The sequence below is a fragment of the Paenibacillus haidiansis genome (assembly GCF_036553665.1).
Classification (GTDB): domain Bacteria; phylum Bacillota; class Bacilli; order Paenibacillales; family Paenibacillaceae; genus Fontibacillus; species Fontibacillus haidiansis.
In genome coordinates, this window is sequence record NZ_JAZHPZ010000019.1 from 13,295 (window position 1) to 26,376 (window position 13,082).

General features: G+C 45.8%; 16 protein-coding genes. 2 read left to right on the plus strand and 14 right to left on the minus strand.

The genetic code is table 11. The annotated features are described in order from the left end of the window. Nucleotides 1–263 precede the first annotated feature (263 nt). The gene (locus V3851_RS23625) at nt 264–794 is read right to left on the minus strand and encodes a cupin domain-containing protein (protein WP_128630807.1); all 531 of its coding nucleotides are present in this window, start codon (nt 792–794) and stop codon (nt 264–266) included. A gap of 943 nt (nt 795–1,737) precedes the next feature. On the opposite strand from V3851_RS23625, the gene V3851_RS23630 reads away from it, so the two are divergent. Further along, the gene (locus V3851_RS23630) at nt 1,738–1,968 is read left to right on the plus strand and encodes a Rossmann-fold NAD(P)-binding domain-containing protein (protein ID WP_128630808.1); all 231 of its coding nucleotides are present in this window, start codon (nt 1,738–1,740) and stop codon (nt 1,966–1,968) included. Nucleotides 1,969–2,392: 424 nt separating this feature from the next. Here V3851_RS23630 and V3851_RS27040 read toward each other — a convergent pair whose 3' ends face one another. Beyond that, complete coding sequence (locus tag V3851_RS27040) at nt 2,393–2,629, minus strand: TetR/AcrR family transcriptional regulator (protein WP_128630809.1); 237 nt, start codon at nt 2,627–2,629, stop codon at nt 2,393–2,395. Nucleotides 2,630–3,192: 563 nt separating this feature from the next. Here V3851_RS27040 and V3851_RS23635 point away from each other — a divergent pair. Beyond that, the gene (locus V3851_RS23635) at nt 3,193–3,609 is read left to right on the plus strand and encodes a hypothetical protein (protein WP_128630810.1); all 417 of its coding nucleotides are present in this window, start codon (nt 3,193–3,195) and stop codon (nt 3,607–3,609) included. A gap of 336 nt (nt 3,610–3,945) precedes the next feature. Here V3851_RS23635 and V3851_RS23640 read toward each other — a convergent pair whose 3' ends face one another. From V3851_RS23640 to V3851_RS23695, 12 genes are all read right to left on the minus strand, one after another. Further along, complete coding sequence (locus V3851_RS23640; RefSeq protein WP_331848555.1) at nt 3,946–4,086, minus strand: hypothetical protein; 141 nt, start codon at nt 4,084–4,086, stop codon at nt 3,946–3,948. Between the two features lie 67 nt (nt 4,087–4,153). Then, the gene (locus V3851_RS23645) at nt 4,154–4,768 is read right to left on the minus strand and encodes a hypothetical protein (protein WP_331848554.1); all 615 of its coding nucleotides are present in this window, start codon (nt 4,766–4,768) and stop codon (nt 4,154–4,156) included. An 18-nt stretch (nt 4,769–4,786) separates the two neighbouring features. Beyond that, nucleotides 4,787–5,152, minus strand: coding sequence for a hypothetical protein (locus V3851_RS23650; protein WP_331848553.1), 366 nt, complete (start codon nt 5,150–5,152; stop codon nt 4,787–4,789). 18 nt (nt 5,153–5,170) lie between these two features. Further along, nucleotides 5,171–6,487 (minus strand): phage tail protein, encoded by a 1,317-nt coding sequence (locus V3851_RS23655; RefSeq protein ID WP_331848552.1) that lies wholly within the window; start codon nt 6,485–6,487, stop codon nt 5,171–5,173. Between the two features lies 1 nt (nt 6,488). Further along, nucleotides 6,489–6,794, minus strand: a complete 306-nt coding sequence (locus V3851_RS23660; RefSeq protein ID WP_331848551.1) for a hypothetical protein — start codon at nt 6,792–6,794, stop codon at nt 6,489–6,491. Further along, nucleotides 6,791–7,417: a hypothetical protein gene (locus V3851_RS23665; protein WP_331848550.1), complete on the minus strand. Its 627-nt coding sequence runs from the start codon at nt 7,415–7,417 to the stop codon at nt 6,791–6,793. The genes V3851_RS23660 and V3851_RS23665 overlap by 4 nt, the downstream gene beginning before the upstream one ends. Before the next feature lie 5 nt (nt 7,418–7,422). Beyond that, nucleotides 7,423–8,553, minus strand: coding sequence for a baseplate J/gp47 family protein (locus tag V3851_RS23670; RefSeq protein WP_331848549.1), 1,131 nt, complete (start codon nt 8,551–8,553; stop codon nt 7,423–7,425). Beyond that, complete coding sequence (locus V3851_RS23675) at nt 8,550–8,960, minus strand: DUF2634 domain-containing protein (RefSeq protein ID WP_331848548.1); 411 nt, start codon at nt 8,958–8,960, stop codon at nt 8,550–8,552. Before V3851_RS23675 ends, V3851_RS23670 begins: the two co-directional genes overlap by 4 nt. Next, nucleotides 8,960–9,244, minus strand: coding sequence for a hypothetical protein (locus tag V3851_RS23680; protein ID WP_331848547.1), 285 nt, complete (start codon nt 9,242–9,244; stop codon nt 8,960–8,962). Before V3851_RS23680 ends, V3851_RS23675 begins: the two co-directional genes overlap by 1 nt. Nucleotides 9,245–9,255: 11 nt before the next feature. Beyond that, nucleotides 9,256–10,011: a serine/arginine repetitive matrix protein 2 gene (locus V3851_RS23685; protein WP_331848546.1), complete on the minus strand. Its 756-nt coding sequence runs from the start codon at nt 10,009–10,011 to the stop codon at nt 9,256–9,258. Between the two features lie 13 nt (nt 10,012–10,024). Further along, nucleotides 10,025–10,663 carry a transcriptional regulator gene (locus tag V3851_RS23690; protein ID WP_331848545.1) on the minus strand — a complete coding sequence of 213 codons (639 nt, stop codon included), beginning with the start codon at nt 10,661–10,663 and terminating at the stop codon, nt 10,025–10,027. A 9-nt stretch (nt 10,664–10,672) separates the two neighbouring features. After that, nucleotides 10,673–13,045 carry a phage tail tape measure protein gene (locus V3851_RS23695; protein ID WP_331848544.1) on the minus strand — a complete coding sequence of 791 codons (2,373 nt, stop codon included), beginning with the start codon at nt 13,043–13,045 and terminating at the stop codon, nt 10,673–10,675. Nucleotides 13,046–13,082: the final 37 nt, after the last annotated feature.

The window sequence follows — 13,082 nt, forward strand, 5'->3', positions numbered from 1 at the left end:
GCGTTCAGACTGTCGGCAAATCCTTGGTTATCAGGTTTTGCTTGTTTAAGGAAATAGGAGCAGTGAAAAAGGTAGACGAAAACAAGAAGATCGCCCTAACCAGCCTAATGGCCAGGTGGTTGGCGATCTTCTTTACGTTCTGGCAGACAGCGGTCATCAACGCTTGCTCCAAGACCTTCTTCCTGCCCAGCAACCGACAATAGCAAAGCCCGTGGAGCTCTTTCTAAAGGGCGCAAATGCTTCCTTAGTGCACCTTTCTTTACTTAACCTTCCTCCTCTTGGGCTACTGCTTTCGTTTCGTGGATTGTACCAAACGGATGCTCCGGCGGGGCGTAGATCGAGTAAATTTTAAGGGGGGAATGACCTGTATTGGTTATATTGTGCCATTTTCCTGCAGGTATCATAATGGCATAGTCATCGAACGCCATAGCCTGAAAATCCAGGTTATCTCTGCTATCACCCATTTGAACAAGGCCCTGACCTTCTTCAATTCGAATAAACTGATCCGTTGTCGGATGGACTTCCAAACCGATGTCTTCACCAACATTAATACTCATCAAGGTTACTTGTAAATGCTTTCCTGTCCATAAAGCGGTGCGGTAATTGGTGTTTTGTTTGCTGGCTTGGTCAATATTCACGACTAATGGACTGGTTCCGTAGTCTTGTAATGGGATGGTTTCGTGTGGATTATTATTAACGTTGCTCCGGTTGAAATCGTACGGATTCTCATAGTTATACCAGTAGTATTGCATTGGATTTCGCCATTGATGCTGATAGTATGAATTAGGGTACATACTCATACTCCTCTCAGTGATTTTCTTATTGACCATGTATCCTATGCATCTACCCAGTTACAGGGAAGAAAAATGGGCAAAAGCCCACTCGTTAAAGAATAATCCCAAGTGAGTAATCTCATATGACCGACTTTCCTTCACAACCATCAGATATGCAAAAAAAGAGCTGCCCCTCTTGCTGCTTCCGCCAATTCGTCTCAGTTATAATGGTCCTTGAGCACTGTGCTCGGAAAAGGAATGCAAATTCCCCCTTTCATTATTCAAGGACTTGTTATGCTTACAAGCCTTGCCTTGGACAGTGTTTTGAAAACCTGTTTTATATACAAAGGTCAACTTGTACGGATTCGGGTTCTCAGAACCGGAGTAATCCCCAATATCACTTTATCGAAAATGCTTTCAAATACGTTACGGTCAAATGAGAATAAAATTTCATTCGTTTGAACACTTTGCGGAAACGTTTAAGCCGTTTTCCCATGTCGATTTCTTCTTGTGCAGATTGCTCTAACGGCTCCTTTTGTTCAAGTGATTCAGTAAGCGAAGTCTCCAGTCCTTCGAACTTCAGCTCGTAGGTAGCCCTGTCTATTTTTTCATTCAGACACATATCCATTAGCCTTGAACGCTTTAGCTCAAGAATAACTGAATGTTGATAACAAGTTTATTCAACCGTTTCTGATTGTTCTGATCACTGAATACGGACTCCACTTTTCATAAGTTCATCCAGTACGTCCGTATTATTACGACATACCGCCTCTCCTGAAGAGGAAAATCCCTTATAGATTTAACAACTAACATCTTATCGCACCTTTACGATTGGTTACAATGCATGTTCAGATTATAAGTTTCAAGAACTATGGGCAATTGAAAGTTCAGTTTACCTAACCGACAAGGAATCCTATAATGGGAGCTTATCATTACTTGCCCGGAATCCCTCACTTATGGCGATGTGGCCCAAGTCATTCGCAGCGTTACCGGCCTGGACGCCAAGCATATCCATATCACACCAGAGCAACTTACAGAGCGGCATAAGGCCTCCGGCTTGCCGGAAAGCTATGCCAAATACCTGGCCGGTATGGATGTCGGCATCCGCCTCAAAGGAATGGAGGATCACGTTACGGACACGTTACTTCGTGTAACGGGCGAGAGCCGCGTTCCCTTGAACAATTCATTTCGCTGAACAAGACATGGTTTTCAACGGATAACCAAAAAGCACCGCTTAGCTGCCTTGCATCGTCCGGAAGACGGACAGTACCATTTGCATGATGCCAAGCAGCTTCGGCTCATCCATTCCGAGCTTGGCTGACGTTATCAGAGCGATCCGCTCGTGAACGAGGAAACGGGCAAGGTCTCAGATGTTCACCTCGGTGCTTATTTCCCCTCCTGTCACCGCATGTTCCAGCATCGTGTAAAAGATCTGCTCCGACAGTTCGGTATTCGCCTGCAAATAAGCAGCCAGCTCCTCATGATGAGGGGCCTGCTCGATGCGCTGCTAATAATGAAGCATTGCAGGCGCTGTTCGGGGTCCATTAGGACCTTAATGATGGTAGTGAAGACAAGCTCCACCTTGTCAACCACCGTTCCAGGCCCTTCACAATGCTTCCTCAGCTCCTGATTCTCTGATCCATATAGTGCTTGACTGCTGCGAAAAACAACTCCCACTTCGTTCCATACGTATCGTATGTACTTTGACGGGCAATGCCCAGTCCAGTGATTAAATCCGGTAACCAGGTGCCTTCATAGCCGCGATTCCCAAAGATGTTGATAGCCTTATGAAGGATCTCATTCGTATCAAAGCCTTCGTTCTTGCCACGGTCCTCCCCCTTTCTCCAGTTATTCATATATGTAATTATACAATAATTGCGGGCGGACCCACTTTTTCTACTACCCTTTTGGGGAGTGAAGATTACTCTGATCAGTCAAAACTTACTAATTAATCTATATAGATTAAAGGTTTTTCAATAGCTCCTTCGCTTTAGTCTTTATGGCTGCAGTCACGCTCGGATGACTTGAGTTAATAGCTGCTTTTAGCATCTCCTTTTCCCACTTATTAGAGAAAATGATAGTTGTGTAGTTTATTCTGGTACCTGTGCACCAATTGACGACGCTTTTGGATTTGAAATCAATAACTTCTGGTCAAGTTGCCTTGTTCGAAGCAGTAGGCTGTTCAAAATATTTACGATAATCCTCGTAGTATAAAACAAAATTAGATAAACCCACTGAAGCTTTCGCCCGATCAAAATTCACCATATTTGTCCTCCATCCATTTTTATTTACATTTTTATCATCAGTCAATATTAGTTTCGGAGAATCTTAGATGTAAACCCCAAGTGAATTATGAAACTCAGTGATATTTTGAATTATAATATTTTCAATGAGATGATCTTGATCTAGGAGGTTTTAAATGTCAATGTCCAATAAAGATAAAATACTTTCTTCAATAACACATGCAACGTTATGTGATGATTGCTTATCAAACTCTGCTAATGTTAAGCCAAGACAAACAGTTTACTCTATTTGCCGCTCTCTTAGCAAAGCTTCAATAATCAAACGATATGAGGGAATATGCGAGCATTGCCATAAATCCAAAATAATAAATCAATTCCTCAACGAAGTAAAAACATCTGGCGAAAAACTGGACTCACTGCGGTCAGTAAAACTAAACAGCGAAAACACCCCGTGGTACTGGGAAGGCAATGTGCAAAGTAAAGTTGTAAGGTACCTTGTATTAAATGGATACACAATTCACAGTGTTGCGGATACAATATCCCGTTCATCAGGAAAAGATATCATTGCTTCAAAAAGTGGTAGCGAACTATAGATAAGTGTAAAGGGCTACCCACAAAAAAGCCAGCATAATCAGGCTCGTCACTGGTTTTCAAATGCAATCTTTGATCTCCTCCTCTACCACGACGAAAATCCTGAGGCTCAGCTAGGCATTGCTTTACCTGTTGGTTTTACTACTTACAAAAACTTGATACCCCGAATTAAATGGCTGAAAAAGTCCATGCCATTTCAAGTATTTTGGGTAGATGAATCCGGCAAAATACAAGTAGATGTAGCCGCGCAAAATTTTTGACAAAGATTCTCATGATTTTTGGCAAAAATACTCAGGCTTTTTATGTACGCGATCCTTGATTAGGATCGCTTTTTTGTGTTACGCTGCTGTGCCGTTTACTACTTCCCAAACAACTGTTTTGAGATTATATAATACTGGTACTTGGTCAACCGTGTAAGCACCCGTCATAACAAGGCTTACCCACACCTTAATCAAACCACTATCCTTGGTGAAAGTCATAAGTTTTCACTTCCTTTCATTTTCTCAATCCTACGCATACCACGTACAGATTTACCATCATTGTTATTTACTCAAATGCGATCCATTTAATTTCTGAACTAGCAGTGTTGATCTTTTCAATAACAAAACCGCCATTACTATATGTTACGGCCGGTCTTTCATAAACATCGCTTGGACCAGTTTTAAGACTAAATCCAACGCCAAAAATGGATTCTACGGATACCCCAAGTCCAAAATAATTGACCGCACTGTAGTAGATAACTATACTAGGCTTAAAACTTAGCCCAGTCACAACAAGATTGTAATTGTTGCCGCTATAAGTAGCGGCCGTTATGCCGCTAGCATATTTTTTACCAGTAACGATCTGTCCAATTTTTGTTGCCAGTTGTGCAAAAGTATCGCTGCCTGATGCCGCTACTCCTTTGCCAGTAATGGCGGCAGCAACTGCACTTTTCCCATCACTGGCAGACTGAAAAAGCTCGTTAATCGCCGCAACAGCGTTTGTTTTTGCAGTTGTTTTTAAGCTTGACAATGTCCCAACCGCATTATCGACAGTGCTTTTAATGGCGATATCATCTGATGCCGATGGTGCGGCTACTTTAGCTCGCCCGGCACTGTCTTTAATTACAAGTTGGTTTTTCGCTGTTGCATCCAATTCTTGTAAAGTAATGCCCTTTGCCATGAGTTTTTCCTCTCCTTTTTAAGACGTAGCGATCAACATTGTTAGTTCAGCAATAGCTTGTTTAAGTTCGTTTACTTGTTCTGATAATGACACTTGATATGTTGGTTCTTCTGGCTCCGATTCATTCGGGTTCGGGTAACTAAATTCTAGTTCTAATGTTTCAGGGTTTACCCTATACCCATTGCATTCCGAAAAATCACTTGCGAACTGTCCATATTCGAGTTGAAGGCATCCAACTGTTTCCGGCATACGTTCAGCAAGCGCTTGGAATGTCATATAATCTTCTTCTTGTGTAGATTCACGGACAAATCCAGCTCGTTCTCCTGTATCCAAAATTACATTACCAGTTGCTTTATCCCAGTATATTCTTCTTCCAATTTCCATTGTTTTTAACCCCCTTCGTTATTCTATTGCCAACCACTGTACCTGTTTTCCAGTTGGCACGTTTGGTGTTCTTATCTTAAAACCATCTGCATAAAAAGTGCCGGTAATTTGGTTATATGAATTAGCGCCAGCCGTTACAGCACCAAAATCAGTGGTAAAACCATTTCGACGGGCAAGAAATCCGTAAAGATCAGGAATATAGTAATAAACAACCACACTGGGAGAAAACGAGAGTGACCTGACTGAAATCTCACTATTATAAGGGATAGCTGTACCAGTTGCTGAGCGTTTACCCTCAATCGAATTGCCTGCTACGCCGAATATTTCGGCACCATCCTTGATATTACCGGGCACAAGATTGGCATCGCCCTTAATCGTTATCGCCCCATCGAATATACCTGCTTGCAACACTTTGTCACTCGTCCCCGGTGTAATGGTTTGTGCCGCTGTTGCTCGCACAGGCAATGAACCTGTTAAACCGTTTGCCGAGGCATTGCTAAAAGTTGCGCCAGCTCTTACCTGTGCCGCAGTAGCGTTACCTGTCGCCTTGATAATCGCCGACATCTTCGAAATCAATGAATCCCAACTCTCCGAAATGGATGCCGAAATACCCTTGGCAACAAGCGCGGCAACCACTTCCGTTTTACGCTCATTGCCAGCTTGAAAAACCTCATCAAGCTGTTCCTGTAGTCCGTTGACCCTGTTGAGAGGGACGCTATCCACCGCCAGCACCGCGCCATTGATCGCGCCATCCGGGCCGATAGGTACATTCTTCAGTACAACCATAGACAACTCGGATGATGAAGCGACGCCGGACAGGAGAGTAATCTTAGCCCGTTGCGTAACTTCACCAGCCGCATTTCGGACGGTGTTTGTAATGGTGTATTGGCTCGGGTCTAGGATGGCCCGGTTAATGGAGACCATCAGCGTATCGGTGTTAGAATCAAACAGGTCGAGCGGGATCTCAAATACGGCTTGGTTATCCGTCGTGGCCGTCACCTTTAACGGGTAGCTGACCAGCTTCGGGATTCCCGTTTCAGTCACAAGGTTAATCTGTTGGTCGGTGTAGGATTTCGCTTTTAACGCTGCATCTTTGATCGCTTTGGGGGTAGCCGCTTTGTCTTCGGCATCACTGTCCGTGGCGCTGGAGAGCTGCACGATACCAGCCTCATCCAAAGATGCGGGTGGAACCTTAACATTTTGTAAGTCCACATTTAGCTGCGCGATGCCTTCCTCGATGTTGTTCAGGTTAGCCGCGCTGATCGGCGTCCCCTGCTGAACTATCTCACCGGTGGGGGAGACGATATGGTCTTTCCAGACTGTTCGGTTATACAATCTAATCCACCTCTGTTTCTATGAGCTTATATCGGAAGGCAACATATAGGCTTTTGGCTGCCGGTTTAATAAAGATTCGCCCAGCATGTGCCACGACATCGCCCTCCTGGTCGATGAGCTTCACATTACCAATTTGGCCGGAGATATTCTCATCAAAAATGACAATGATTTTAACGCTATCCTCGCTAACCTCCTTGGAAAAACTGATTTCTTTAGTGTGTGCTTCATGCTCATATGTTGCATGAGAAAGTGATTCCGCGAAGCGCGTCATTTGTTTGGACAGTCCTAACGGTGTTAATGTCTTCAAACTGGTTCACCCCTTAAATTTTGCGACGGCCATACACCGCATAGAATCGTTCCACAAAGCGGCAAGCCAGTCATTCCAGCATCAAAAGACGATTGCATTACCACATTTGTACCAGCGCCTTCTTCAATCCCATAATTAGGTTTAGACCGGGCTGGCTTAACCTTCATGACTTCGCCGTCAATGATCGCAATATCGTTGATCCCTGGCGGTGTACTGCTGCCGAGATAAACGATAAATTCGGCCCACCGTTCCGGATCGTAAATATAATAAGGCTCAATGTATGACTGATCGTATCCAAGGGCCTTCAGGGCGGTTAAAATGCCGTTTTTCGTCCCGGCCTGTTCGGCGATAACGTTCTTCATAAGCAGGCGCATTCGATAGCTTTCAACGTCCTCACCTTTCAGGCGGGGCATGTCTCTCTCAGCGCCATGTATTTCGAGCATCAGTTCACTGGCCGAAATGATCATGGATTCTTCACGAACCTTAAAGATGTCCTGTTTGGTCTGGTCAAACAGCTTGCCGATCACTTTAAAAAAGATATAGAACTGGTTGCTTTTTTTTATGACCTTTTTGAGAGGGCCGAACAGCAGGTAAAACATATAATCAACAAACTTTTCAAACAAGGTCGTTACCCCCTCACTATGGAAATGGTGACCGATCCAAGAACGATAACCTTGTTATTGTCCAAGACTACGTCTTGCGGCGGCTCAGTGACCTTCACGTTTTTACTGATGCTGATGTCCTTCCGGATCGCGTAGATGATATCGGCGTGGTTTAGTTCATTCAGGCTTCGGTCTTTTCTGATTCGAAGCAGTTCGGTAAGGATGGCCGTTGCCTTGGTCTCAATGCCTTCGTCGGAGGCGTCGGCAGGAATCCAGATCGTGACTGCGATATCCTGCGGTACTGTGTCTGAAGGTTTAGCCAGGACGTTATCGTCCGGGCCTTTGATGGCATCAGCTGCCGCTTGGACTTGAGCAAGCAGCCCGTCCGAAGGGGTGCCAGCGGTGCCGGTGACAATGATGTCAATCGTTCCTTGACCGCGAGGGTGTAGATCATCGACACGAACGAACAGCACACCGGGAATTGCTTCACAGACTGACTTGTATTTCGCTGCGATCGGTTGGGTGGATAATTCGGCCCAGCTATTCAGAGTACGTTCGCGCAGGCTTTCAATCTCCTCCAAGTCGCTGCCCTCTTGGGTGATCCAGCCGGATTCGTTTGTAATTTCGTCGATCCCTGCATAATGCGTAAGCGACCGTTTGATCTGCCCAGCGGGAACATTATAGCCAGAGCCTTCGGATTCGGCCTCGACGAGTACCCGATATGATAAAGCATCAGCGGGCACCGTACTATTTTCTAAGGCTAGGAAGCGCAGCTCCTCGCCCAAGAGATCGGGTTCTGTTTTAAATATATCTCCCTTGGCGATTCGTATCGCTTCGCCCGCTTCTGTACGCAACAAGGTAATATAGCCTTGTGTCTTGACCGGCTGTTTTCGTTTCTTGGAAAAGTCCGCTGCTTTCAGCTCCAACCAATCACCGGTTGCGTGACTGACAAACACATTGTTCAGGACCGTGCGGAGGAGGTTGACCAGGTCGATCCGGATCTGAATCGCGATCATCATCAGAGTATAGAAAATACCGCCCGAGGAATAGTTGGTAATGGCGAAGCCTTCTTCTTGTAATTCCTCCTGAAGGTCGTTCTTCAGCTCATCACGATCGGGAACGGGGAGGATCTGATCCAGCACCTTGTCGTCAATCATTTCACAATCACCTCGACCTTCACTCTGTCCAGCTCGATTTCGAGCTGATACTCCTTATCGTCACCCTTAAATCTAAAGGAGACGTATACACTGACTGTATCCCCGTTAAATTGAGCGGTGGCCTCAATCGTTTCGGAGTCGATTTCCTCCCGGCGAGCGAGCTTCAGGCGGACACGCTGTGTGATCTCCAGCCGGGTCAATTCGTCATCCTGCTGCTGAATGAAGTCCAGTAGCGACCAGCCCCAAGTCTCATCATAGAAAAGTTCGCCTTCCTGCGTCTGTGCCTCCAGCCGAATGTCCTGAAAGAAGCAGTCAAGGCCAGATACCAGGAGGGCATCGCCTCCGGTGGCTTGGGCGATCTGCCAATCATCATTGAGCAAGAGATCCGTGTCATTAAGTCCGGCCATCAGCTCGCCACCTTACCGACGATATGAATATCAAGCAACTGGCCGTACATCAGAAGAATTGCCACGATATCACCGTTCTCAAATAAAAGGGCCGATTTCACATTCGGTATCTCGGGAAACCGTTCATCAATAACGCCGTTCTCGTCAAGTATTTTGAGATTGTACTCGCTGCCGCCTGATGCCTTGGTGATCTTAGCCCGTACCGCTGTCGGATATAGGAGATGCGGATATTTCGTCTCAATATGCTTGTCGATGGCGATTTTGGTCATTTCAATTAGCGACATGGTAACACCACCTAAAAATAGATTCGTGTCCGGATAAACCCTGAAGCTTCCGTCGTGAAGATAACCTTTTTTACCGTAACCTCACCGGACACTTTCGGGTGAATCACTTTTATCTTGTGCGAGTGCCTTACCCAAGGGGCAGAGATCGTCTCTAGCACCCAAAGACCTCCGGAGCGTTCCAAGCTGATGATATTCTCGGCATATTCGAATTCATAGATTTTATCCTGTTCCGGCTGCTCTCCCCAATAGAACACGCCGGAGGAGAAGAAGAAGGGCTCTTGGATCTTCCATATGGAATGGATCGTCTCAATGACTGATATGACATTCTTCCGGAATACTGGAACGGTGGGCTTCTTTGGATAAACTTTTGAAGATATTCTCATATCCGTAACCCCAGCCTTGTTAAGGCAGAACTTTAATATTTCTTGCGGGGTAGTCTGGAGAAATGTATTTGTGATGATTGTCTCCTCCAGTAGAATCATTTCATCCTTCAAGACGATTTCATGCTGATTACTACCAGTAGAGTATGGACTCACCACATAGCCCTGAAAGACATCCTCAAAGCTATTGTTATAGCCCAATTCGATCAAAGCGGGGTCCTTTCGGGATACAGAGATATGGTCCTGAAATTGCTCCGTAAACCGGATTTTAGCCCAATCAAAGTAGGAATCCATCGAGGAGTACGCCTCAATTTCAATTCCCTCTGAAAGCCCGTAACTGCCGAGTTCGACATATACATCCGGATAGAATAAATCGATATCGTTCAACTTGTTCGCCTCCTCAGACCGGCATCCGGAGGATACCGTTTTTATATACCGAAGTGTTTTTATTATCGACCGCCGTCGTCTTGGATGTTTTGTCCGTTGTCTTAGGAGCGGTTCCACGGTTTCCGGAATTGAGATAACGGCTATAGTCTTCAGTAAGCTTGATATTTGAATTGGAATTGGTACTGGATTTACTGCTCGATGAACTGCTACTAGATGACTTTGAGCTGCTACTCGATTTCGTTGCGGTTATTTTCGTGGCTACGTATTCCCAAAGCTCAATCATAACCGTGATCTCCGACTTCTTGCTTTGCTCCCGGGTGGTCAGGCTTTTAAAAATTACTTTGGAAACACCGCGCACAGAGGAGTGGGTGCTAACAAAGTCGTGAACGATCGGCTTGGCTTGCCCTGGCTTCTGAAACAGCCGTTGAATCGTCTCCAACCTTCGGAGTTTCGTCATATTCGGACTATCCTCCAAGGCTATTTCCAAAGTGATCTTCACATCCTCATAGCCGGTCGCCTGTTTGGGTTTGGATGTTTTACCTTCTACTTCTTGTTCCTCGACCTTTGCTTCGCCTTTAATCTCCATATTCCGGAACAGGCCGGGGAGGACAACGCCTCCGACCTTAACGCCTGTATCATCTACATAGATCATGTTGTCCTCCTATCCAGCGGTCGCCGGTGTCGGTCCGTTACCGTTCGTGTAATCTTCAACTTCCTTCAGCAGCTTGAACAGAGCAGGGAGATCCTTCAGCCTGGAAAGATCCAGATTGATATGGAGGCTTTCAATGGTCGTCCCGTTTTCTTTCTCCTTCATGGTAGTGCTGGTCTCGGACTGATTAGAGAAAGTCTCCCGGAGATTGATCTTCTTGACCTCACTGTCACGATCCAATCCCATTTTGCTGAAAGCTTTGTCAGTCATTTCAGCCGGAACGTCTTGGCTCTGTTCCATCCCGGTTCCGATTGTCTCAAATACTCTGCGACCAGAGAGCGTCAGTTGAGAGAGCGGCCCCTCATGGGCATCCGAAAAGGGAAGCAGTTCTCGGACCTTCGCCAGGCCGTTTTTAATGAGTTCAGCCGGTTTGTTAATAACGCTCTTGATACCATCTGTGAACGTAGTGATTACCTTTGATCCGGATTCCTTGAACCATGTCAGCGCTCCGTTGATGATATCTTTCGCCTTTTGAATTCCGCTAGAGAATAATTCAGTGATTCCGTTCCAGAGGTTTGCAAAGAACTGTTTAATGCTGCTCCAGTTGTTTATGATCAGCATCGGAATTCCAATAAACGGCATAAATACGGCCAGGGCTACCTGAAGCCAGGCAGGCATTCCGGCGAATAAATTTCTAATCCAATCGAAGCCTGCTTTAATACCACTAACAAAAGAGTTCCAAGCACTCTTAATCCAGTTGACCACGCTGTCCCAATTAACCCAAAGGAGGACAATCGCAGCGATCAGGGCCACAATGCCGACCACAATCCAGGTGATCGGGTTTGCCAGGAGCGCCGCTGTAAAGGACCAAACGCTGGCGATCAGCCCAGGCATAGCACGGACAGCGGTCATGATGGCTTGTCGGGCAAGATTTGCCATTCCTGTAGCGACATTCTTGATTCCTGTTACTGCTGATTTGGTTACTGATCCGATCCCTTTAAAGGCAGCCCGCATCCCGTCACCGGCATACATAGCACGTATCCTTAAAGTTAAAAACAAGTCCGGGAGCTTCAATAAAGATTTATAGAAACCCACAAATATGCCTACTGTTTTCGTTGTCATCAGCCCTATACCACCGATCACAACGGTTAAAGTTCCTGCAACAGCAATCAAAGTCCCGATCGCGAGGACCGTCAGAACAATGTATTTAGTCAGATCTTGATGTTTGTCGATCCAGTTGCTTATCTTTGATACGACCTGTTCTCCCTTATCCAGAAAAGCATTAAAGGTTGGAAGCAGTTGGTTTCCGACTTCTTCGACAACGTTATGAATTCGCTGCTTCAACCGTTCATAGCGCTCGGGTTCCGTCTTGTTGATTTCAGAAGCCATTGCCTTTGTGACGGCAGTCCCTTGGCCCATCGCATTGTAAAGAGTCAATATATTGTCCTGAAGACTCCCGGTCTTGGAATAAAGCAAGTCGATCAATGCGACAGCTTCGTCAGTTCCAAACGCTTTTTGTATCTGCTGCTTTTCAATGGTATCAAGCGTTTCTCCATATTTGGCCCTCATCGTTTCAAGTATTTCGGGCATGGAGAGGAGCTGGTTATTTGAATCCGTAAAGGTTAATCCCAACGTTTTACCAGCCTTTGCAGCAGAGCGAACAAAGGCATTATATTTTGTACCAGCTTCAGATCCCGACATCGTAGCCATAAGCTGCCCTAGAACAGCGAGTTGTTCTTCAAGCGGGACCTTTGCAGTTGTGGCCGAGCCGCCAAGGGATTCAATCGCTTGGGCCATACCAGGACCGGATGCCTTAAAGACGAGAATTGCTTCAGCAAGCCCTGCCGATAACATTTCTCCGAAATCCAAATCAGAGAGATCCGAGTAAAAATCCTTATAGATTCCGTATCCGGTTGCAAAGAGTGAAGTCATTTCTTCGATTGTTGCTCCGGTGGCTTTGGCAGTGATCCCGGCAATTTCCGTGAAACCCGCGACACCTTCGTCCGTAAGAGAATCTATACCACCTTTGATATCAATCGCTGCCTTTAAGAAATCAGACTTACTTGTCCCAGCCCATTCATCGGAAAATTCACGAGCAGCCGACTCCAGCGCGGCAAAGTTCTCTACCCCCATAGCCGATAATTCACCGAGTGCCCGGCGCGTTTCAAAGGTTGCTTCTATAGGGGCCAGAGCCGTATCAGTGATCTGGGCACCGATTCCAGCAACAACAAGACCGGTTTTGGTCATACTTGCAAAACTCTGATTCAGTTTATCAATTCTACTAACCGATTCATCGACTGAAGAGTTTATGCGTGTCATAGGCCCGGTCAACTGATCGATCATGCCGACAATAACCGACAATCGAAAGACAGAATCCAAGCTCACATATAGTCGCCCCCTTTCAGTTGTGATATATTGGAAA

Bases quoted from the DNA above. Each gene is read 5' to 3' on its own strand.
- V3851_RS23625 (WP_128630807.1), bottom strand. From the start codon at position 794: ATGTACCCTAATTCATACTATCAGCATCAATGGCGAAATCCAATGCAA.
- V3851_RS27040 (WP_128630809.1), bottom strand. From the start codon at position 2,629: ATGAATAACTGGAGAAAGGGGGAGGACCGTGGCAAGAACGAAGGCTTT.
- V3851_RS23635 (WP_128630810.1), top strand. From the start codon at position 3,193: ATGTCAATGTCCAATAAAGATAAAATACTTTCTTCAATAACACATGCA.
- V3851_RS23640 (WP_331848555.1), bottom strand. From the start codon at position 4,086: ATGACTTTCACCAAGGATAGTGGTTTGATTAAGGTGTGGGTAAGCCTT.
- V3851_RS23645 (WP_331848554.1), bottom strand. From the start codon at position 4,768: ATGGCAAAGGGCATTACTTTACAAGAATTGGATGCAACAGCGAAAAAC.
- V3851_RS23650 (WP_331848553.1), bottom strand. From the start codon at position 5,152: ATGGAAATTGGAAGAAGAATATACTGGGATAAAGCAACTGGTAATGTA.
- V3851_RS23670 (WP_331848549.1), bottom strand. From the start codon at position 8,553: ATGATTGACGACAAGGTGCTGGATCAGATCCTCCCCGTTCCCGATCGT.
- V3851_RS23675 (WP_331848548.1), bottom strand. From the start codon at position 8,960: ATGGCCGGACTTAATGACACGGATCTCTTGCTCAATGATGATTGGCAG.
- V3851_RS23680 (WP_331848547.1), bottom strand. From the start codon at position 9,244: ATGTCGCTAATTGAAATGACCAAAATCGCCATCGACAAGCATATTGAG.
- V3851_RS23690 (WP_331848545.1), bottom strand. From the start codon at position 10,663: ATGATCTATGTAGATGATACAGGCGTTAAGGTCGGAGGCGTTGTCCTC.